We start from the raw sequence: 20,013 nt of genomic DNA, 5'->3' as shown, positions 1-20,013 counted from the left end.
TTTTGTGCAATGCACGAGAATAAAGCAAGGCGGAATCCAAGCTTATACCGCAGACGCGAGATAAGCGGCTTTATTCCTCAATCCAGCGTGCGGCGGAAACGGCGCACTGCGATCAGCATGGCGACGGCCATCAGGGCGGCGAGCGCGCCCGTGTCGTAACCGAGGCCGCCGATATCGGCGCCCTTCAGCATCACCGCCCGGACGATGCGGATATAGTGGGTGAGCGGCAGGGCCTCGCCGATCCACTGCGCCCAACCGGGCATGCCGGCGAAGGGGAACATGAAGCCGGAAAGGAGGATATTCGGCAGGAAGAACATCATCGCCATCTGCATCGCCTGCAACTGGTTCGCCGCGATCGTCGAGAACGTGTAACCGATCGACAGGTTGGTGATGACGAAAAGGGCGGTGGCGGCGGTCAGCGACAGGGGATCGCCGAGGATCGGCACGCGGAAGACGAGGATGCCGACGCCGATGATCACCAGTGCCTGGATGAGGCCGATCAGCACGTAGGGAGCGATCTTGCCGAGCATGATCTCCAGCGGCTTGATCGGCATGGAGAGCAGGTTCTCCATCGTGCCGCGCTCCACCTCGCGGGTGACGGAGAGGGCTGTGAAGATCAGCAGCGTCATCGTCAGGATCGTGCCGAGCAGGCCGGGGACGATGTTCAAGGTCGAAGAGCCGGCTGGATTGTAGCGGCGGTGCTGGACGATCTGGAAGGCGGGCTTTACCGGTTCGGCGAAGGCGACCTGGCGGTCGTTTTCCAGCGCCGTCGAAATGATGCCGGAGAGCGCGCCGAGCGCGGAGCTTGCGGCGACCGGGTCGGTGGCGTCGGCGGCGACCAGCAGCGAGGGAGAATCGCCGCGGCGCAGCGACCGTTCGAAACCTTCCGGGATTTCGACGACGAACAGGGCCTCGCCGGACTGCAGCAGGGCATCCATGTCCTCGGCGCGGGTGATGACCGATTTGACCTCGAAGAAATCGGTGTTTTTCAGCGCCGCTAGGATGGAGCGGCCGACATCGCTGTTTTCGCGCATCAGCACCGCGGTCGGCAGGTTGTGCGGGGTGGTGTTGATGGCAAAGCCGAACAGGAAAAGCTGCATGATCGGCAGCATGACCATGGTCGCGAGCGTGATGCGGTCGCGGGTCATCTGGATGAACTCCTTGACCGTCATGGCCCAGAAGCGGCCGAAGGAGCTGCCATTGCCGTTGGTATTGCCGGGCGCCGGGGTCATTTGAAATTGTCCTCCGAGCGGCGCATCAGGTCGATGAAGGCGTCTTCGAGTGTCGGTTCGCCCTTTTCCCATTTGAGGCCCGGTCTGTCGCGATAGGGAGCGATCGCCTGTTCCAGGGCCGCGGCATCGCGGCCGGCGACATGCAGGCTGGTGCCGAATGGGGCGATCATGTCGACACCGGGTGCATGTTCGAGTTCGGATTGCAGACGGTCGGCGCCCGGACCTGATACGGTGAAGGTGACGAGGCCCGTGCCGGCGATCACTTCGTCCACCGTGCCTTCGGCAAGCAGTTTCCCGTAGGCGATATAGGCGATCTCGTGGCAGCGCTCCGCTTCGTCCATGTAGTGAGTGGAGACCAGCACCGAGAGGCCGTTGGCGGCAAGCGCATGGATCTCGTTCCAGAAGTCGCGGCGGGCCTTCGGGTCGACGCCGGCGGTCGGTTCGTCGAGGAGGAGAAGCGCCGGCTCCGGCAGGATGCAGGCGCCGAGCGCGAGGCGCTGTTTCCAGCCGCCCGACAGTTCTCCCGCCAGCTGCTTTTCGCGGCCCTTGAGGCCGAGGCGCTCGATGGCGGCGCTCGCCTTGCCGCGCGGATCGGCGAGGCCGTAGACGCGGGCGACGAATTCGAGGTTCTCGCGGATCGACAGGTCCTGGTAGAGCGAAAATTTCTGGGTCATGTAGCCGACCCGGCGGCGGATGCGGTCGCTCTCGGTCAGGATGTCGAAGCCGAGGCAGGTGCCGTCGCCGCTATCGGGTGTCAGCAGGCCGCAGAGCATGCGGATGGTGGTCGTCTTGCCGGAGCCGTTTGGGCCGAGAAAGCCGTGGATGCGGCCCTTCTTCACCGACATGGAGACATCATCGACCACCTTGCGGCCGCCAAAACTCTTGGTGAGGTGGTGGACGTCGATCACCGTTTCCGGGGCGTCGACTTCGTAGGTTTCGGTGGCGGTCATGGATGAACTCCCGGGAGGACATCGACCGGCTGGCCGGGGCGGAGCGCCTTCGGGTCGGCAGGGATGGCCTCGACGCGGTAGACGAGTTTTGCGCGCTCTTCGAGGCTGTAGATTTCCGGCGGCGTGTATTCCGCGCTCCTGGCGATGAAGCTGACCCTGGCATCGGCCGGCCGGCAGGCGTCGCAGCCGACGCGGACCGGCTGGCCGAGCGACAGGCGGGCGATTTCTGTTTCGGGCACGAAAAAGCGGATGCGGACATTTTCGGGTGGCAGGAGGGCGACGATAGGGCGGCCGGCGGGCACGACTTCGCCTGTGCGGTAATAGAGCGTCTCGATGCTGCCGGCGGCCGGAGCCGAAATCGAGCGGCGGGCAAGCGCTGCCTGCGCCGAGGCGAGATCGGCCCTGGCGGCGGCGACGGATTCTTCTGCCTGGCGCAGCGCCTCGTCGCGGGCGGGAAGGGCGGCGAGGATGATCTGGCTGCGGACATTCTCGAGGGCAGCGCGGTTGGCGGCCTCGGTGGCGGTCGCGGTATCGAGATTGGCACGGGTCGCGGTGCCGCGCTCGACGAGGACCCGGGTACGGTCGAGATCCTGTTCGGCGAGCTCCAGCCGGGCGGAGGCTTCGCGTTCCGAGGCGCGCAGCACGTCGATCTCCTGGGGGCGTTTCTGGGCGGCTTGCGCCAGATCCAGTTCCGCCCGGGAGCGGGCAAGTGCGGCGCGGGCCGCGGCGACGGCGGCCTCTTCGCTTGAGGAGTCGAGCCTGAAGAGCGGCGCGCCGGCTTGGATCGTCGCACCTTCGGCGATATCCACCTGGGTGAGCCGGCCGGCACTTTCGGCACCGATGAACAGCGTGTCGGCTTCGACCCAGCCCTGGTAGGGGCGCGGCGGCTTGTCGGCGAAGAGGAAGGGCAGGGCAGCCAGCGCGGCGCCCGCCAGAATGGCGATGATGAGGATGCGTTTCACTTCGCACCTCCTTCCGGCACGAACAGGGTTTCGAGGAAGGCATCGAAAAGATTTTGCGTGTCGAGATGTTCGTAGGCCTCGAACAGCGTCGTCCAGACGATCGACAACAGCGCCGGGGCGATGACGATCTGCGGCACGTCGGCGATAGCCGGATTGCGCAGCTCGCCGCGGGCGGCCGCGCGTTTCAGGAGGATGCGCAGCACGCCAAGACCCTTGGAGATGATGTCGCGGTGGTAAAATTCGGTGACGGAAGGAAACATCGGACCTTCGGCGAGGATCAGCCGCAGCAGGTGGCGGCGGTCGGTCTCCAGAACCTCGCGCTTGAAGAGGGTATAGAACATCGAGATGGCGAAACGCGGCGGGATCGCCTCGTTGGTTACCAGCCCTTCGATCTGACCCAGGATCGGCGTGGCGATGCCTGAGACGAGCTCGGTGAACAGCGACTCCTTGTCCGGAAAATGCAGGTAGACGGTGCCCTTGGCGATGCCGGCACGGGCCGCGACATCCTCCATGCGGGTGGCGGCGAACCCGCGCTCGGAAAAGCAGGCGAAGGCGGCGGCCAGGATTTCGACCCGGCGCTGCTGCGGATCGCGTTTCTCTCTTTTCCTCTCGGCCACCGTGTATCCTCCAGTTATGACTGACTGGTCGGTCATTAACATTCGGCTGCGAAAATTGCAAGCAGTTTTGGGAAAAATGAAGAGAGGAGTTGGCGCGTGACGAACATTGTCGGGCGGTTTTTCGGTGGGGTTCGGCGACGCGGACGTTCCGGATGAACCTCACGAAGACGTTGGATGCATCCGGCTGGTTCGACCCCCATATAAACCAAACGGGACCCTTGAAGCTGCATAAGCCGCAAACGCGTGCTAAGTTAAGGGTGACGAGGGTGATTGTAGGAGTCGCAGTAGATGTCGCAGAATTCCGAAGGTGTTGTGCCGGCCTTCGAACTTTCCCTGGGTGGTCAGCTCCGCATGATGGGCAAGGCATTCTGGGATGCGCCGGTGCGCAATCGCGTCGTTGTGCTGACTGCGGCATTGCTCGTCGTCATCTTCGCAACGACCTATGCGACTTACCGGCTGAACGAGTGGAACGGGCCGTTCTACGACGCGCTGGAACGGCGCGACATGCCGGAATTTCTGAACCAGCTTGTCGTGTTTGGCATTATCGCCTTTTCGCTGACGCTCTTGAACGTCATCCAGCAGTGGCTGAACCAGATCACCGCCCTGCGGATGCGCGAGGGGTTGGCACGCGACCTCGCCGATGTCTGGCTGAAGCCTGGCCGGGCCCTCAAGCTCACCGGGGCCGGCGCGATCGCCAGCAACCCCGACCAGCGGCTGCACGAGGACACGCGCATCCTGGCGGAAAACACCACGGCGCTGGCGATCGGGCTCGTCAACTCGACGATCCTGCTCGCAAGCTTCATCGGCGTGCTCTGGGCGATTTCGTCGGATTTCGTCTTCCATTTCGGCGGCCGCACCATTTCGATCCCCGGTTACATGGTTTGGACGACCATCCTCTATGCGCTGCTGGGCTCTGTGCTCAGTAACGTGGTCGGCAACCTGCTGCCGCGGCTGAACGCCGAGCGTTATGCCCGGGAAGCGGACCTGCGCGCAGCCCTGGTGCGCGCCAACGAGAACCTGAAGCCGATCGCGCTGGCGCGCGGCGAGGCGAACGAGCTCACCCGTGTGCATTTCGCGATCGACGGGGTGCTGGGCATGCTGCGAAAGCTCGCCTGGGCGCTCGCCAATCTCACCTGGGTGTCGGCGGGGTTCGGCTGGCTGGCGCTGGTGGCGCCGATCATCATCGCCTCGCCGATGTATTTTTCCGGCGAGCTTTCCTTCGGCGGGCTGATGATGGCGGTCGGCGCCTTCAACCAGGTCAACCAGGCGCTTCGCTGGTATGTGGTCAATTTCGGCGTCATCGCCGACTGGCGGGCGACGCTGAACCGCGTCTCTTCCTTCCGCCACGCATTGCTGACCATGGATAGTCTGGCCAAGGAGGGCGAGGTGATCGCCTATCGCGAAGCGCCGGCCGGCGAGGGCATCAGCCTTTGCGGCGTCATGGTCTATGGCGCGCCCGAGCAGGGCGCGGCGGGACACGGGGTGCGCGTGGTAGAGGGCGATTGCGGCATCAAGCCGGGCGAGAAGGTGATGATCAACGGCGATCCGGGCGCCGACCGGCATCTGTTCTTCCAGGCGCTGGCTGGCATCTGGCCCTGGGGCCGCGGCGAGATCGGTCTGCCGCCGGTGGACAGCATGATCCTGATGCCGCAGGACGGATACCTGCCGACGGCGACGCTGCGCGAGGTGATGACCTCTCCCGCCGGGCTGAACGGCGCCGATGACAAGGCGCTGGCACAAGCCCTCGAAAAGGTCGGGCTTGGTCGTCTCGTAGGCAGGCTGGACGAGGTGGAGCGCTGGGACCGGCTGCTCGACAAGGACGAGGAGGCAGCGCTCGCGATCGCCAACGCGATGCTGCGCAAGCCGGACTGGCTGATCATGGACGACGTGCTGGAAGGCTTGGAGCCGGAAACCCAGGAGCGGCTGCTGAACGTGCTCAGCCGTCTCGACGGCGTGACGCTCATCTATATCGGCCGTTCGGAAGAGTTCCGGGCCAAATTCTCGCCGCGCCTCTTCCACCTCTCGCCGCTTCACGCGCATGCGAAGAAGAAGAAGGAAGATGCGTGAAATGAGCAGGCATATGGCTCCGGCCAAGACGGGGCAATGCGTCGTCTGCGGCCGCACGTTTCCGCTGTCGAAAATGCACAGGACCGGATATCTGCGCCCGCATCTTGCCGAGATGATCGTCGAGGAAGTGAAGGACTGCGATGAGAACAGCCTGATCTGCGACGAAGACCTTGCCCGTTTCCGCCGCCGTTACGTGGAAAAGCTGCTCGACGAGGAGCGCGGCGAGCTTTCCGACCTCGACAGACGCGTGCTCGACAGCTTCGAGAAGGGTGCCTCGACGGTGCAGAAGAGCGCTGCCAGCCTGCTCGAACGCAACCCCACCTTCGGCGAGCGGGTGGCCGACAAGGTCGCCTCGTTCGGCGGTTCCTGGACGTTCATCCTGAGCTTCCTCGGCGTGCTGGTCGTCTGGATGGGGATCAATGTCGTCGGCCTGTTCTCCCAGCCTTTCGACCCCTATCCGTTCATCCTGCTCAACCTGGTGCTCTCCTGCCTTGCGGCGCTGCAGGCGCCGGTCATCATGATGAGCCAGCGGCGGCAGGAGGAGAAGGACCGGCGGCGCTCCGAGAACGACTACATGATCAACCTGCGCGCCGAGCTCGAAATCCGTCAGCTCCACGAAAAGATTGATCACCAGATGGCACATCAATGGGAGCGTCTGGCGGAAATGCAGCAGATCCAGATCGAGCTTCTGGAACGCCGCGGCGGCGGGCGGAGCCCGAGCTAGGCCGGAAATACCGAATGTCCGAGACAGGCCGCCGTCCAGCGCTGCTATTTCAAGGGCAGGAACAGTTCCACGACGACATCATGGACCTGCGCGCCTGGGAAGAGGGAGAAGTGCCGCTGGCAATAGATGGGGAAGTCGCGTGCATCCTCCCCACTGGCCGGAAGCCAATCCCGATAAAGAAAGAGCGCGGCGGGTTCTAAATTGTGGGTATCGTGGAAGACGCGCAGGACCGCACAGCGCCCGCCGGGAATCACGCCTGGTTTCATCTGAGCATCATCGGGCGCAATCGGCAGGTCAGTCCCGACACACAGGTCCATGCTATAATCGGCCGGGATCGCAGGCGTCCTCTCAGAACGGAAGACGTTGAAGGTCGGGCTCGTCTCAGGCGATAAGCCGGCCGCCTTGCGCCAGGCAATGAAGCGCTCGATGGTATCGCCGAGTGTTGCCCGGTCGCCCCGATGCTCCATGATCGCCACCGGCGTCGGGGGGACATCGCGGATAGTCACGTCGTCGTGGGTATAGGTAATCTGCATGAGCTTGCTCCTCGCATTGTTCAAAGGCCCGAAGGCCGCAAGCCACGGTGCCCAGTCGGGCGACTTCCGGAATGATGAAGGCGATTGGCCAAGCCTTTGCCGAAAGGCGCGGGCAAAGGCGTCGGGTGCATCGTAACCGGCATCCATCGCTACGTCCGTGACACTTGGAGCGTCCTTCGAAGCCAGCCGGTGCGAAGCATGCTTCAAACGGGCAAGCTGGACATAGCGATGTACGGACACCCCGAAGGTGGACGCGAACTGCCGGTGGAAATGGTATTTCGAGAACGCCGCAACTCCGCTCAACGCGTCCAGGCCCAGATCATCGTCCAGGTGCTGGTCGATATGGTCCAGCACCCGCTGCATTCGGGCATGGTAGTTTTCAAGTGGCGCCTTCATAGTCTTCCTCCGTGGCGACACCATCTACGCCCTTTCAAATATGACGCGCTCGACCGATCTTGCGGTTTGGCATGGATCAGGAGGTGCCTGCCAGCGACGGCGGAAGGGGAGGTGGCAAACCCTAACGCGAGTTTGGCGGAATTCCCCGGCTTTTTGAATGTTTGCTCCACCCATTCTTAAAGGGCTGCGTGCTAAACGGGTTTTCGCCGCTGGTAGAAGCATCTGCGGTCCCCATTTCTTAAGGATTCACAGATGAAAAAAGCTCTCCTGATTGCCATGCTCGTCATGGCCGCTCCCATGCTGGCCGAGGCGAAAACACTCAAGTTCCCGAGCGATGCTCCGATCGCCAGCATCAAGATCCCCGACAGCTGGAACCCGAAGGAAACCGACACCGGCGTCGATGCTACGTCCAGCGACGACGCCGTCTATCTTTCCGCCGATGTCGCGGAGCTGAAGTCGATGGACAAGACCGTTACGGACGCCATCGATTTCCTGAAGGAGGTTGGCGTCACCGTCGATCCCAAGACGCTGAAGGAAACTCCGGTCGAGGAGTTCAACGGCATGCAGATGACCACGCTCGATTGGGACGGCAAGGACGAGAGCGGCCCGGTAAGCGTCGGGCTTGCGCTGATCCAGACGTCGCCGACCAAGGGCCTCGTCGTCACCTATTGGGGAACCAAGGGCGACGAGGAAAAGCACCAGAAGGAACTGGTCGACATCCTGTTGTCGATCAAGCCGATCGGTAAGTGATACGGACAAGCGGCGGCGATTGTTTCGCCGCCGCTTTCAGTTTCGTTGAACTGAACGGGCGAAAAAATCAGCCGATGAAATCGTGGATGATGCGGGCGACCTCGTCCGGCATTTCGAGCTGCAGCATGTGGCTGCTCGGCACTTCCATGGATGCCCAGGACGGATCGGCGCCAACCCTAGCGTAGATGCCGGAAAAGATCTTCGACTGGTCGATATTGGCCGAGACGTAAAGCCTTTTCGTGATCTTCCGATAATCACCCGACAGCTTGATCTTCTGGATCATCGTCGCGAACGGCTGCGGCGAGCGGCTGGCCATGTAGTGGCGCAGATGTTCCGGCACGCGGGTCGCGTGACGGGCAGGCGGCGGCACCGCAACGCCGCCGAGTTCGCCGGCCATGGCGAGGTTGGCCATCGCCACTTCCGGGCCGAGCAGATCGAGCGCCGACTGGCCGTTTTCCGGCAGGAAAGCGTCGAGATAGGTCAGCGTGCGGATGCGGGCCGCGAAACGATCGGCGACGCCCGTAATCACCATGCCGCCATAGGAATGGCCGACGAGGTCGAATTCCTCCAGGCCCTCCGCTTCGACAAGGCCGCAGACATCGCCGATATGGGTGTCGAGATTGATGGCGCCCGAAAAGAGGTGAGTGCGTTCACCGAGCCCGGTGAGGCTCGGCACGAAAACCTGGTGACCCATGCCCCGCAGAATATCGGCAACCGGCGTCCAGCTCGCGCTCGAACCCCAGGCACCCTGCACCAGAACGATTTTGCGACTAACCATTCATCCCCTCCCGTCTGAACGATGCCGGTTGTTTCCCATCCGGGTCGGGTGGAGTCAATGCGACAGGCGAGGGGACAGGCGGCCCTGTATCTCGCTGGTCGTCACCTTTTGGAATCGCTTAGTTACCGCCACATGCCACGCATGCGGGCGGTGACGTCGATGCGGACCTGGTGGCGGGCCTGGCGTTCGGCGTCGGTCATCTGGGCGACGACCGGCCAGGCGGCGGTTTCGAAGAATTGCAGCAAGGTCGCCGGGATGAAGCGGGTGCGGGCGGCATAGACGTGGCGGTCGCCCTGCGAGGCCTGGCCGTGCACGAAGAAACGCTGCGGCGTCATCAGGTGCAGGTGGTCCTTCGCCCGCGTCATCGCGACGTAGAGGAGGCGGCGTTCCTCCTCGATCTCGGCGGTGGAGCCGACGCCGAGGTCGGAGGGGATGCAGCCATCGACGCAGTTTAACAGGAACACCGAGCGCCATTCCTGGCCCTTGGAGGAATGGATGGTCGAGAGGATGAGATAATCTTCGTCGAGCAGAGGCGTGCCGGATTCGGCGCTGGTCGCATCCGGCGGGTCGAGGGTCAGTTCGGTGAGGAACCGTTCGCGGGAGGCATAACCCGAGGCGATCTGTTCGAGCTGCAGCAGGTCGGCCTTGCGGGTCTCGGCGTCCTCGTGGATGCGGATGAGATGCGGCTCGTACCATTGGCGGGCAAGGCCGATCTCGGACGGCCAGCCTTGGCCCCTGCGGATGGCGGCGAGCATGTCGACAAAGGCCGGCCAGTCGACACCGGAACGCGGCGGGGCCGGGATTTCCTGGAGGGCTGCGAGCGGTTCGGGATCGGCGGCGATCGCATCGAGGATTTTTCCGGCCGTCTGCGGGCCGATGCCGGGGATCAGCTGCATCAGCCGGAAGCCGGCGACGCGGTCGCGCGGGTTCTGGGCGAAACGCAGCGCCGCCAGCAGGTCCTTGACATGGGCGCTGTCGAGGAATTTCAGGCCGCCGAACTTCACGAAGGGGATGTTGCGGCGGGTGAGCTCGACTTCGAGTGGGCCGGAATGGTGGGACGCGCGGAACAGCACGGCCTGGCTCTTCAGCGTCATGCCGGTTTCGCGGTTTTCGAGGATCTTTTCGACGATGTAATTGGCCTGCTCGGTCTCGTCCTTGACGGCGACGAGGCGGGGGCGCTCCTCCGACTGGCGCTCGGTCCAGAGGTTCTTGGTAAAGCGCTCGCGGGCAAGATCGATGACGCCGTTGGCGGCGGCCAGAATCGTATTGGTCGAGCGGTAGTTGCGGTCGAGCGTGACGATATTGGCCGGCGGATCGAACGTGTTCGGGAAATCGAGGATGTTGCGGATCGTCGCGGCGCGAAAGGAATAGATCGACTGGGCGTCGTCACCCACCACGGTCAGGCCGATGCCGCCGGGCTTCATCGCCATCAGGATCGACGATTGCAGGCGATTGGTGTCCTGGTATTCGTCGACGAGGACATGATCGAAACGGCCGCCGACATCCTGCGCAATCGCCGGCTCGCTCATCATCTGCGCCCAGTAGAGCAGTAGGTCGTCGTAATCCAGCACGTTCTGGGCCTGCTTGGCCTCGACATAGGAGGCGAACAGTTCGCGCAGCTGCGGTTCCCAGGCGGAGCACCAGGGGAAATTAAGTTTCAGCACCTCGTCGAGCGGCGTTTCAGAATTCACCGCACGGGAATAGATCTGCAGACAGGTGCCTTTGGTGGGAAACCGGTTCTCGGTCTTCGAGAAGCCGAGTTCGTGGCGCACCAGGTTCATCAGGTCGGCGGAATCTTCGCGGTCGTGGATGGTGAAGTCATGGTCGAGGCCGATCTGTTCGGCGTAGAGGCGTAGCAGCCGGGCGCCGATGCCGTGAAAGGTGCCGGCCCAGGCGAGCGCATCGGTCATGATGCCGGCATTTGCGCCCAGAACCTGCGCACAGATGCGCTCGACGCGGCGGCCCATTTCCGAAGCCGCGCGGCGGGAAAAGGTCATCAGCAGGATGCGGCGTGGATCGGCGCCCGAGACGATCAGGTGCGCGACACGATGGGCAAGCGTGTTGGTCTTGCCGGAACCGGCGCCGGCGATGACCAGCAAAGGCCCGGCCGGACCGCCTTTGGGCACGTCCGAGCCGTGCTCGACCGCACGCCTTTGCGCATCATTCAGCTTTTCCAGATAAGCAACAGCCATGCCCGTTCCCGATGTGTTCGAATTAGCCATAGCTGATTCGTGGGCCTGCGCGGAAATCCGCTTCGGCACTTCTGCGGCAAGTCGCTAACTTGCCCGCGGGCCGGAAGATTGCGACGATGCGGCCGGCGGCAATTTCCGCCCAAGTACAATTTGCACACCACGGCCCGGTGCCGCGATCAATTCGCGTCTCCTGCTGTATCTGTTTGTATTTAAAACGTAAATCACGCCTTTGTTACGCCTGTCGTGGAAATAAACTTGACCACAAATCTCTGCTTTGGTTATGACGGGCTCGTCAAATTCCTGACTCTCTTGCGGAGGCGATCTTGAAAGCTTCATTCACCTTGGCCGCGGGCGCTGCCCTGGCTTTTTCCGTTCTGTCCCTATCGTCGCCGGCTTCGGCGCAGGTGGCCGACAGTCTCACCATCTATAACGCCCAGCACGAAGGGCTGACCAAGGAATGGGTGAAGGCCTTTACGGAAGAGACCGGCATCGCGGTCACCATCCGCCAGGGCAGCGACCTCGAAATCGCCAACCAGATCGTCCAGGAAGGCGCCAATTCGCCGGCCGACGTGTTCCTCACCGAAAATTCGCCGGCCATGGTGCTGGTCGACGGCAAGGGCCTTTTCGCGCCGGTCGACAAGGCGACCCTCGACCAGGTTCTGCCGGGTTTCCATCCAGCCAACGGCAACTGGGTCGGCATCGCTGCCCGCTCGACGGTTTTTGTCTATGACAAGACCAAGCTGACGGAAGACAAGCTGCCGAAGTCGATGCTCGACCTTGCCAAGCCGGAATGGAAGGGCCGCTGGACGGCATCTCCGTCGGGCGCTGATTTCCAGGCGATCGTCGGTGCGCTGCTGCAGCTCAAGGGCGAAGAAGCGACCGCTGCCTGGCTGAAGGGCATGAAGGAAAATGCGACCCCGATCCGCGGCAACTCGACTGCCATGAAGGCGGTCAATGCCGGCCAGTTCGAAGGCGCGCTGATCTATCACTACTACTATTTCGGCGACGTCGCGAAGACCGGCGAGAACACCAAGAACATCGGCATGCATTATTTCAAGAACCAGGATCCGGGCGCTTTCGTGTCAATCTCAGGCGGCGGCATCCTCGCCTCCTCCAAGCACAAGGAACAGGCGCAGACCTTCCTGAAGTGGGTCACCGGCAAGGGCGGCCAGAAGATCTTGCGCGACGGTCCCGCCTTTGAATACGCCGTTGGCAAGGGCGAGGCTTCCAACAAGATGCTGACCCCGATCGCCGACTTGGCAGCCCCGAAGGTCGAGCCTTCGACCCTCAACAACGCCAAGGTCACCGACATGATGACCGCCGCCGGCCTGCTCTAAAAAGCGGCCGATAACAGTTGCACGGAGACATCGCAGGGCGTACCTGCGATGTCTCGTATTTTCGGACCGGCAATGACTTCCACCACAGATACCAGGATCTCCATCGCGCCGCGACACCGCCTGCCGGCGGCGTCGTCCTGGACGCTGACGATCGCGGTCGTGGTGGCCTTGCTGGCGCTCCTGCCGCTCGGCTTCGTGCTGTGGGCAACGGTGGTGACCGGTTGGGAGATGGCCTCGCAGCTGATCTTCCGCTCGCGGGTCGGCGATCTGCTGGCCAATACGGTCCTGCTCGTCGTCTTCACCATCCCCATCTGCGCCGTGCTCGGCGTCGCGCTCGCCTGGCTGACGGAACGCAGCGACCTGCCGGGCGCGCGGTTCTGGTCCTGGCTCTGCGTCACGCCGCTTGCCGTGCCCGCCTTCGTGCATTCCTATGCCTGGATCGGGATGTGGCCCGGTTTCAACGGCCTTCCCGCCGGTGTTGCGATCTCGGTCGTCGCTTACTTCCCCTTTCTCTATCTTCCGCTTTCCGCCGCCTTCCGGCTTCTCGATCCGGCTCTGGAGGATCAGGCGGCCTCGCTGGGGCTGGCGCCCTTCGCCGTCTTCCGGCGCGTCGTGCTGCCGCAGCTCCGGCTTGCTCTTTGCGGCGGCGCGCTGCTGATCGGCCTGCATCTGCTGGCCGAATACGGGCTGTTTGCGATGATCCGCTTCGATACGTTCACGACCGCCATTCTCGACCAGTTCCAATCGACCTATAACGGTGTCGCCGCCTATATGCTGGCGCTGGTGCTGGTGCTCTGCTGTTTCGTGCTGCTCGGCCTCGAAGCTTCGCTGCGCGGCCACAGCCGCTATGCGCGGCTCGGATCAGGCGTCGCCCGCCGGCCGAAGATCGCCCGGCTCGGCAAATGGAAATACGTCGCCCTCCTTCTGCCGGCTGCGACCGCCGCCTTTGCGCTCGGCATTCCGGTGCTGACGCTCGGTCGCTGGCTGATCGCCGGTGGTGCCGGCGTGTGGCGGATCGACGAGGTCGGGCTGGCGCTGTGGCAGACGCTGGTCATCTGCCTGGTCGGCGGGCTTGCGACGACCGCCGCCGCCGTGCCGATCGCCTGGCTCTCCGTGCGCCGGCCGACCCGCGCCAGCCGCTTCCTCGAAGGCTGCTATTATCTCGCGAGCTCGATGCCGGGCGTCGTTGTGGCGCTGGCGCTCGTCACCATCACCGTGCGGGCCATGCTGCCGCTCTACCAGAGCGTTGCCACCATCGTGCTTGCCTATGTGGTGATGTTTCTGCCGCGGGCGCTGGTGAGCCTGCGGGCCAGCATTGCGCAGGTGCCGGTCGAGATCGAACAGGCAGCCGCGAGTCTTGGCCGGTCGCCGGGCAACGCGCTGCTTGCGACGACGATCCGGCTTGCCGCACCGGGGGCTGCGGCCGGCGTTGCGCTTTCGTCGCTCGGCATCATGAACGAGCTCACCGCCACCCAGATGCTGGCGCCGAACGGCACCCGTACGCTCGCCATGGCCTTCTGGGCGCTGACCGGCGAGATCGATTATGCCGGTGCCGCGCCTTATGCGGTGCTGATGGTCGCCTTCTCGCTGCCGCTCACCTTTCTTCTCCATCACCAATCGAAAAAGATCGCCGGGCGATGACGCTGCTTACCCTGACCTCCCTGCGCAAACAGTATGGCTCCGTCGCAGCCCTCGACGGGATCGACCTGTCGGTGACAGCCGGCAGCCGCACGGCGATCGTCGGTCCGTCCGGATGCGGCAAGACCACGCTTCTGCGCCTGGTCGCCGGCTTCGATGCCCCGGATGAAGGCCGCATCGTGTTCGGCGGCCAGACGCTCGCCGACGGCTCGTCCCAGGTGCCGGCGCACAAGCGCGGCATCGGCATTGTGGCGCAGGACGGCTGCCTGTTTCCGCATCTGACGATCCGGCAGAATATCGGTTTCGGGCTGGAGGCGGAGGCCTCGGTCAAGAATGCTCGCATCGCAGAGCTGATGGACATGGTCGGGCTCGACGCGGCCATGCTCTCCCGCAAGCCGGACCAGCTCTCAGGCGGCCAGCAGCAGCGCGTGGCGCTTGCGAGGGCCTTGGCACGCAAGCCGAGGCTGATGCTGCTCGACGAGCCCTTCTCGGCGCTGGATACGGGTCTGAGAGCTGCGACCCGCAAGGCAGTGACCGACGTGCTGACGGCCGCCGGCATCACCACGCTTCTGGTGACCCACGACCAGGGCGAGGCGCTCGCCTTTGCCGACCAGGTGGCCGTGATGCGGGCGGGGAAATTTGCGCAGGTCGGCTCTCCGCGCGAGGTCTATTCAAGGCCCGTCGATGCGGCGACGGCAGCTTTCCTCGGCGAGGCGATCGTGATGCCGGCGGATATTGCCGACGGACAGGCAAAAAGCCCACTGGGCGTGCTGGCGGTCGACGATGCCGCCTATCGCGGCAAGGTGCAGATCATGCTGCGGCCGGAACAGGTCACGGTCAGCCAAGCCGGTGGACACAATGGCGGCGAGGGGGCTTCAGGCACGATCGCCGAGATCAATTTCTGCGGCCCGACCTCGGATGTCCGGATCAGGCTTGGCAGCGATCCGCAAGGCTTCTCCTTCCGGCTCGACATTCCGAGCCGCGAGACGCTTGTCGTCGGCGACCGGGTGACGATCGGCGTGGCCGGAGCCGCCCACGTCCTGCGCTGATTGGGAACCCTGGAACATTTCTTCGCGTTATCGGACCATCAACGTGAAGGAAACAATTCCATGCTGAAATGGGCTCTCATCTTTCTGGTCATCTCGCTGATTTCCGGTTTCCTCGGTTTTTCGGGCATTTCCGCCGCGACGGCAGGGATCGCGAAAATCCTGTTCTTCATCTTCCTTGTCGTTTTCCTGATTTTCGTCGTGCTCGCGTTCGCGGCCGGCAATGCGATTCTCTGATTCGCTGACATCGTCGGGGCGTCAAGCGCGAGGAACCGTGCCCCGGAAACAAAAAAGCCCCGCCGAAGGTCGGGCGGGGCAAATTGGGGAAAATCCGCATCAAGGACGCGGTAGGTCGCATCTGGCATATTCGATGTCGTGTTGCGAGGCTGGTTGGGGCCGATTCGGTACGCTCCGGCGAAAAAAGAGACCGGTCTCGAAACGGCGGCAACTGTTCTGCGCAGATGCGCAGGTCAAGGGCGCGACGGATGTTTCTGGGCGAACACGAGCAGCTTCCAGATTACCGGTCCGAGGACCGTGTGCTCGTGGTGGATCTGCGGGATGGCCGCGTCCTTGTGTACGACGATTTCGTCGCCGCAGGTCTTGCACCGGTAGATGCCGGCATTCGGCACCTTCTGCCCCGGCATCCAATCCTTCTCGAAGGCCGGTGCTTTCGTCTGGATGAGATGCTCCGAATTCTTGAACTGCGCCATCTAGACCTCCTTGATGTCGTAACACCATAACAGCCGCAGATGACCAAATCGCCAGCAAGGCTGGTGAAGGATTTCGGGCACAAGTGCGCCGTTTTGGAACGAACAGATTAAGGGAAGGACCAGAAACGAAGAAATCCGCCGAAGCGGATTTCTTAACGTTTTGAACTGGATGGTGGGCGTGACAGGGATTGAACCTGTGACCCCTACGATGTCAACGTAGTGCTCTCCCGCTGAGCTACACGCCCATCCGTGGCGGCGCATAGACCATAGACTGGTCGGGCCGTCAACAGGTTTTTGCCATGAAATGCGAAGGTTTTTTGAAGGCCTTGCAGATCAGGGCTTTCGGGGCCTCAGGCCGCCAGAAGCTTGTTCACTTCGTCCACCAGATCGCGCAGGTGGAAGGGCTTCGACAGCACCTTGGCATCCTTCGGAGCCTTGGAATCGGAGTTCAACGCGACGGCCGCAAAGCCGGTGATGAACATCACCTTCAGGTCCGGGTCGAGTTCGGTCGCCCGGCGGGCGAGTTCGATCCCGTCCATTTCCGGCATGACGATGTCAGTCAGGAGCAGCGAGAAGGGCTCTTCGCGCAGGCGATCATAGGCGCTGGCGCCGTTGTCGAAGGACGCAACCTTGTAGCCCGCCTTTTCAAGCGCCTTGACCAGGAAACGACGCATGTCGTTATCGTCTTCGGCGAGAAGGATTTTCTGAATCATCTCCAGGACCGTTATCCAATGCAAATTTTTAGAGTTGTCGGTATCTCTTACACTGCCTACACGCGGTAAACATCCGTTTAATGAGGGTACAAGAGGATTTGGTAGGGTATAGATAGTATGGACTTCGCCTCGGGCAACTGGCAACATGAGTTCCTGAACAAGTTCGCGACATGGTAAAGGCAGGATGGATTGCAACGCGGGTGATTTTGAACACTTCGAAGTGAGGGAGCCCGCCACGCAGACTATCCCCTTCGTCTTCAATTCGCCTCACAGCGGCAGCTTCTACCCGCCCGAATTTCTCGCCGAGAGCGACCTCGATTCGCTCGCCATCCGCCGCTCCGCAGACCACTATGTCGACGAGCTTTTCGCCGATGCGCCGGAACTCGGTGCGCCGCTGCTTCTCGCCCATTTCCCGCGCGCCTATCTCGACGTCAACCGCGAGCCCTACGAGCTCGATCCGCGCATGTTCGACGGGCCTTTGCCGCCTTTCGTCAATATCGGCTCGATGCGGGTCGCAGGCGGGCTCGGGACGATCCCCCGGATCGTCGCGGAAAACATGGAAATCTATCGCCGCCGGCTGCCGGTCAACGAGGCGATGTCGCGGATCGAAACGATCTACAAGCCTTATCACGCCTGCCTTCGCAAGCTGATCGCCCGCACCCATGCCCGCTTCGGGCTCGCCATCCTGATCGACTGCCATTCGATGCCGGGCAATATCCGGCTCTCCGGCTCGGACGTGCGGCCCGACTTCATCATCGGCGACCGCTACGGCACCAGCGCCTCGGCCGAGCTTTCGCGGGCGGCGATGCAGTTCCTCGACGGCATGGGTTTTTCCGCCGTGCGCAACAAGCCCTATGCCGGCGGCTTCATTACCGAGCACTACGGACGGCCGGTGCGCGGCCTGCACGCGCTGCAGATCGAGATCAACCGCGCGCTCTACGTGGACGAGATGACGCTTGCCAGGCGGCCGGAGTTCCCGATGGTCGCGGCCGCCCTTTCCACCTTCATGCGACAGATGGCGGATTTCGTCGTCGATTTCGCCGGCGACAGCGCGCTGGCGGCAGAATAGACCTTCAAGTTTTCCACAGGTTTGATCTTTTACCGGCCCGTTGGCAGGCTCGCCAGCTTGATCGCGGGCAAAAAAAACCGCGCTTGTGGGCGCGGCTAAGTCTAGGGAGGAAACACCCAAGGAGGGTATTTACAGTCAAAGACTGTGCAATGAACCTACGAGTGCACTGCACAAATGTCAAGCAACTTTTTTGACTGATTAAATATGCGCCATTTTTAGGCGGTTTGATGAGTTTTTCGGCGCGGGTGGCGTATTTTTTGATTTTCTGCGCCCGGCCACGCGATTCCGGTTTTCAGTTTCAGGCGAGTATCCTAGAAGAGATCACCTCTTCCTCAGCGGATCTCCCCATGCTCCCCGATCGCGATTTCTTCGATGCGCTTGCCGCCGCCGCCAAGGCCGAGACCCTGCCGCGCTTCCGAACCGGACTGTCCGTGGTCAACAAGATGATGGGCGGGTTCGACCCGGTGACCGAAGGCGACCGCGCCGCCGAGACGGCGATCCGGTCGCTGATCGCCGAGCGCTTTCCGGAACACGGCATCCTCGGCGAGGAGCACGAGAATGTCGGCCTCGACCGCGAACATATCTGGGTGATCGATCCGATCGACGGTACGCGCGCCTTCATTTCCGGCCTGCCGGTCTGGGGTACGCTGATCGGCTTCCAGTCGAACGGCCGCGCCGCCATGGGGCTGATGGACCAGCCTTTTATCGGCGAGCGTTATTTCGCCGACGGCACCCGCGCCTGGTATTCCGGCCCGGACGGCGAGCGGCAGATTTCGGTGCGCGACTGCGGCAGCCTTGCCGACGCCACCCTGTTCACCACGTCGCCGCATATTTTCGGCGGCGAGGACCTGGCGAAATACCAGGCCGTCGAGGAAAGGGTGCGGCTGTTCCGTTATGGCTGCGATTGCTACGCCTATGTACTGCTCGCGTCCGGCCATATCGACCTCGTAGTCGAGAACAACCTGAAGCCCTACGACGTCGGCGCGCTGATCCCGATCATCGAGCAGGCGGGCGGCATCATCACCACCTGGGACGGCGGGCGCCCGGAAAACGGCGGCAATATTCTTGCGGCCGGGAGCAAGGCTGTGCATGCGGAAGCCATGAAGCTGCTTTCCGGCAAGTAGGTCACCGAGCGGGTCGCGGGATCAGGCGGCCGTCTCGGAAAGCCCGAAACCACCATCCTGGCCGGGCATAAATGCCTCGATCGCCGCGAGCCCCTGGGCGCGGTAGATATCCCTGTCGTGAAACAGTTCGTGGCGCGCGCCGTTGATGGTGATCAGCTGGCCGGCGCGGAAATTGCGCGACATCTCCTCCTGCGCCGCATAGGGGACGATGGCATCGAGAACCGGAGCGAGGATCAGGGTCGGGATTGTGATCCTGGTCAGATGCGACTGGGAGGACACCCGCCGCGCCGCCTTGAATGTCTCGTGCAGCCAGCGGGCCGTCGGCGGGCCTATCGTCAGCTCCGGATAGGCGGCAGCAATCTCGATGTTGCGGGCAAATCGCTTCGGGTCCGATGTCAGCGGGTTGCCCTCGAAGGGGCGGTTGCTGCGGTCGGTGCCCATCGAGACGCCGCCGAAGCCGGTCCAGCTTGCCAGACCGGCAAGCGAACGGATCAGCCCTTCCGGCACGCCCTGGCCCGAAAGCGCGATATAGGGGGCGGCAAGCGCCATCCGGTTGATGCGGTTAGAAAGGCGGGGGGCAGCCGAGAGCGCGATCAGGGCGCCGGTCGAGTGGGCGACCAGGAAGAAGGGCAGGCGGGCATCCGGCAGGACGATATGCTCGAGGAAGATCTCAAGATCTCGCTCGTAATCGGAAAAGCGGCGGACATGACCCTTGCGCGGATTTTTCTTCAGCCGCTGCGAGCCGCCCTGGCCGCGCAGGTCGAAGGTCGCGACCCACAGGCCCATGGCGTTCAGGTCCCGGATCGTCTCGAAATATTTCTCGATGCACTCATTGCGGCCCTGCACGAGCACGATGGTGCCGATCGCTGGCGACATCCCGGAGCGAAACAGGCCGTAGCGTAACCGGGTGCCGCGATGGCCGGTGAAATAGCCGGCCGTGTAATTGGCCGGAGCCGGATTGCCGGGCGTCGGATGGAGAATATCGTCGATGGAATCTGGCGCTTCGCTCATGCCGGCAGGGTCAGCCAGCGGCGGCGGGACGTCAAGGAAAAAGCGCGGCCGAAGAAATCGGAGGGGCTTGCACGCTGCCGGTCAAACATGTGTATTCAGCCGCATTTACAGATTTCCGGATGCCCGTCGATCCGCCCGAGCATGGAAGTGTGCGAGGAGGTGGG

19 protein-coding genes and 1 tRNA gene are annotated in these 20,013 nt (G+C 63.0%); 9 read left to right on the top strand and 11 right to left on the bottom strand.

The features are described from left to right. Positions 1-77 precede the first annotated feature (77 nt). From C5J22_RS09775 to C5J22_RS09760, 4 genes are read right to left on the bottom strand one after another with little or no spacing between them, the layout of a single operon-like run. On the bottom strand, positions 78-1,232 hold the full coding sequence (locus C5J22_RS09775) for an ABC transporter permease (protein WP_105438048.1): 1,155 nt from the start codon (positions 1,230-1,232) through the stop codon (positions 78-80). Continuing rightward, a complete protein-coding gene (locus C5J22_RS09770) occupies positions 1,229-2,182 on the bottom strand; it encodes an ABC transporter ATP-binding protein (protein WP_105438047.1) in 954 nt (317 codons plus the stop codon). Before C5J22_RS09770 ends, C5J22_RS09775 begins: the two co-directional genes overlap by 4 nt. Then, positions 2,179-3,144, bottom strand: a complete 966-nt coding sequence (locus C5J22_RS09765) for an HlyD family secretion protein (protein ID WP_105438046.1) — start codon at positions 3,142-3,144, stop codon at positions 2,179-2,181. Before C5J22_RS09765 ends, C5J22_RS09770 begins: the two co-directional genes overlap by 4 nt. Continuing rightward, positions 3,141-3,761 carry a TetR/AcrR family transcriptional regulator gene (locus C5J22_RS09760; protein WP_105438045.1) on the bottom strand — a complete coding sequence of 207 codons (621 nt, stop codon included), beginning with the start codon at positions 3,759-3,761 and terminating at the stop codon, positions 3,141-3,143. Before C5J22_RS09760 ends, C5J22_RS09765 begins: the two co-directional genes overlap by 4 nt. A gap of 288 nt (positions 3,762-4,049) precedes the next feature. Between C5J22_RS09760 and C5J22_RS09755 the strand changes: the two genes are divergently transcribed. Next, positions 4,050-5,828 carry an ABC transporter ATP-binding protein/permease gene (locus C5J22_RS09755; RefSeq protein ID WP_105438044.1) on the top strand — a complete coding sequence of 593 codons (1,779 nt, stop codon included), beginning with the start codon at positions 4,050-4,052 and terminating at the stop codon, positions 5,826-5,828. A 1-nt stretch (position 5,829) separates the two neighbouring features. Continuing rightward, on the top strand, positions 5,830-6,552 hold the full coding sequence (locus tag C5J22_RS09750; protein WP_105438043.1) for a DUF1003 domain-containing protein: 723 nt from the start codon (positions 5,830-5,832) through the stop codon (positions 6,550-6,552). Between the two features lie 44 nt (positions 6,553-6,596). Here the strand turns inward: C5J22_RS09750 and C5J22_RS09745 are convergent, their stop codons facing one another. Beyond that, on the bottom strand, positions 6,597-7,481 hold the full coding sequence (locus tag C5J22_RS09745) for a GyrI-like domain-containing protein (protein ID WP_105421810.1): 885 nt from the start codon (positions 7,479-7,481) through the stop codon (positions 6,597-6,599). Between the two features lie 252 nt (positions 7,482-7,733). Between C5J22_RS09745 and C5J22_RS09740 the strand changes: the two genes are divergently transcribed. Then, positions 7,734-8,231 (top strand): histidine kinase, encoded by a 498-nt coding sequence (locus tag C5J22_RS09740; RefSeq protein ID WP_105438042.1) that lies wholly within the window; start codon positions 7,734-7,736, stop codon positions 8,229-8,231. A 67-nt stretch (positions 8,232-8,298) separates the two neighbouring features. Here the strand turns inward: C5J22_RS09740 and C5J22_RS09735 are convergent, their stop codons facing one another. Then, a complete protein-coding gene (locus tag C5J22_RS09735) occupies positions 8,299-9,009 on the bottom strand; it encodes an alpha/beta fold hydrolase (RefSeq protein ID WP_105438041.1) in 711 nt (236 codons plus the stop codon). Between the two features lie 122 nt (positions 9,010-9,131). After that, entirely contained in the window at positions 9,132-11,201 is a 2,070-nt protein-coding gene (locus C5J22_RS09730; RefSeq protein WP_105438040.1) for an ATP-dependent helicase, read from the bottom strand. Between the two features lie 323 nt (positions 11,202-11,524). Here C5J22_RS09730 and C5J22_RS09725 point away from each other — a divergent pair, with 323 nt between their 5' ends. The 4 genes from C5J22_RS09725 (at position 11,525) to C5J22_RS09710 (ending at position 15,459) form a co-directional block, all read left to right on the top strand. After that, a complete protein-coding gene (locus C5J22_RS09725) occupies positions 11,525-12,538 on the top strand; it encodes an iron ABC transporter substrate-binding protein (RefSeq protein WP_105438039.1) in 1,014 nt (337 codons plus the stop codon). 72 nt (positions 12,539-12,610) lie between these two features. Beyond that, positions 12,611-14,179 carry an iron ABC transporter permease gene (locus C5J22_RS09720; protein ID WP_105438141.1) on the top strand — a complete coding sequence of 523 codons (1,569 nt, stop codon included), beginning with the start codon at positions 12,611-12,613 and terminating at the stop codon, positions 14,177-14,179. Next, positions 14,176-15,225 carry an ABC transporter ATP-binding protein gene (locus C5J22_RS09715; protein ID WP_105438038.1) on the top strand — a complete coding sequence of 350 codons (1,050 nt, stop codon included), beginning with the start codon at positions 14,176-14,178 and terminating at the stop codon, positions 15,223-15,225. Before C5J22_RS09720 ends, C5J22_RS09715 begins: the two co-directional genes overlap by 4 nt. Positions 15,226-15,285: 60 nt before the next feature. Next, positions 15,286-15,459 carry a DUF1328 domain-containing protein gene (locus tag C5J22_RS09710; RefSeq protein WP_038545141.1) on the top strand — a complete coding sequence of 58 codons (174 nt, stop codon included), beginning with the start codon at positions 15,286-15,288 and terminating at the stop codon, positions 15,457-15,459. Between the two features lie 233 nt (positions 15,460-15,692). On the opposite strand, the gene C5J22_RS09705 is transcribed toward C5J22_RS09710, so the two are convergent. From C5J22_RS09705 to cpdR1, 3 genes are all read right to left on the bottom strand, one after another. Then, on the bottom strand, positions 15,693-15,932 hold the full coding sequence (locus C5J22_RS09705) for a hypothetical protein (protein WP_046668236.1): 240 nt from the start codon (positions 15,930-15,932) through the stop codon (positions 15,693-15,695). 170 nt (positions 15,933-16,102) lie between these two features. Next, positions 16,103-16,177 (bottom strand) — tRNA-Val (locus C5J22_RS09700). A gap of 105 nt (positions 16,178-16,282) precedes the next feature. Beyond that, on the bottom strand, positions 16,283-16,645 hold the full coding sequence (gene cpdR1, locus C5J22_RS09695) for a response regulator CpdR1 (protein ID WP_037077221.1): 363 nt from the start codon (positions 16,643-16,645) through the stop codon (positions 16,283-16,285). A gap of 184 nt (positions 16,646-16,829) precedes the next feature. Here cpdR1 and C5J22_RS09690 point away from each other — a divergent pair, with 184 nt between their 5' ends. Both C5J22_RS09690 and hisN read left to right on the top strand, forming a co-directional pair. After that, a complete protein-coding gene (locus tag C5J22_RS09690; RefSeq protein ID WP_105400168.1) occupies positions 16,830-17,714 on the top strand; it encodes an N-formylglutamate amidohydrolase in 885 nt (294 codons plus the stop codon). A gap of 347 nt (positions 17,715-18,061) precedes the next feature. Further along, complete coding sequence (gene hisN / locus C5J22_RS09685) at positions 18,062-18,838, top strand: histidinol-phosphatase (RefSeq protein ID WP_105438037.1); 777 nt, start codon at positions 18,062-18,064, stop codon at positions 18,836-18,838. A 21-nt stretch (positions 18,839-18,859) separates the two neighbouring features. On the opposite strand, the gene C5J22_RS09680 is transcribed toward hisN, so the two are convergent. Beyond that, the gene (locus tag C5J22_RS09680) at positions 18,860-19,828 is read right to left on the bottom strand and encodes an alpha/beta fold hydrolase (protein WP_172746586.1); all 969 of its coding nucleotides are present in this window, start codon (positions 19,826-19,828) and stop codon (positions 18,860-18,862) included. Between the last annotated feature and the right edge of the window lie 185 nt (positions 19,829-20,013).

Origin of the sequence: Neorhizobium sp. T25_13 (assembly GCF_002968675.1) — a bacterium.
Lineage (GTDB): Bacteria > Pseudomonadota > Alphaproteobacteria > Rhizobiales > Rhizobiaceae > Neorhizobium > Neorhizobium tomejilense.
This window is presented reverse-complemented; position numbering and strand designations above follow the sequence as displayed.

Coding starts and splice junctions, on each gene's coding strand:
- C5J22_RS09775 (WP_105438048.1), bottom strand. CDS start 1,232: ATGACCCCGGCGCCCGGCAATACCAACGGCAATGGCAGCTCCTTCGGC.
- C5J22_RS09770 (WP_105438047.1), bottom strand. CDS start 2,182: ATGACCGCCACCGAAACCTACGAAGTCGACGCCCCGGAAACGGTGATC.
- C5J22_RS09755 (WP_105438044.1), top strand. CDS start 4,050: ATGTCGCAGAATTCCGAAGGTGTTGTGCCGGCCTTCGAACTTTCCCTG.
- C5J22_RS09750 (WP_105438043.1), top strand. CDS start 5,830: ATGAGCAGGCATATGGCTCCGGCCAAGACGGGGCAATGCGTCGTCTGC.
- C5J22_RS09745 (WP_105421810.1), bottom strand. CDS start 7,481: ATGAAGGCGCCACTTGAAAACTACCATGCCCGAATGCAGCGGGTGCTG.
- C5J22_RS09740 (WP_105438042.1), top strand. CDS start 7,734: ATGAAAAAAGCTCTCCTGATTGCCATGCTCGTCATGGCCGCTCCCATG.
- C5J22_RS09735 (WP_105438041.1), bottom strand. CDS start 9,009: ATGGTTAGTCGCAAAATCGTTCTGGTGCAGGGTGCCTGGGGTTCGAGC.
- C5J22_RS09730 (WP_105438040.1), bottom strand. CDS start 11,201: ATGGCTGTTGCTTATCTGGAAAAGCTGAATGATGCGCAAAGGCGTGCG.
- C5J22_RS09720 (WP_105438141.1), top strand. CDS start 12,611: ATGACTTCCACCACAGATACCAGGATCTCCATCGCGCCGCGACACCGC.
- C5J22_RS09715 (WP_105438038.1), top strand. CDS start 14,176: ATGACGCTGCTTACCCTGACCTCCCTGCGCAAACAGTATGGCTCCGTC.
- C5J22_RS09710 (WP_038545141.1), top strand. CDS start 15,286: ATGCTGAAATGGGCTCTCATCTTTCTGGTCATCTCGCTGATTTCCGGT.
- C5J22_RS09705 (WP_046668236.1), bottom strand. CDS start 15,932: ATGGCGCAGTTCAAGAATTCGGAGCATCTCATCCAGACGAAAGCACCG.
- cpdR1 (WP_037077221.1), bottom strand. CDS start 16,645: ATGATTCAGAAAATCCTTCTCGCCGAAGACGATAACGACATGCGTCGT.
- C5J22_RS09690 (WP_105400168.1), top strand. CDS start 16,830: ATGGATTGCAACGCGGGTGATTTTGAACACTTCGAAGTGAGGGAGCCC.
- hisN (WP_105438037.1), top strand. CDS start 18,062: ATGCTCCCCGATCGCGATTTCTTCGATGCGCTTGCCGCCGCCGCCAAG.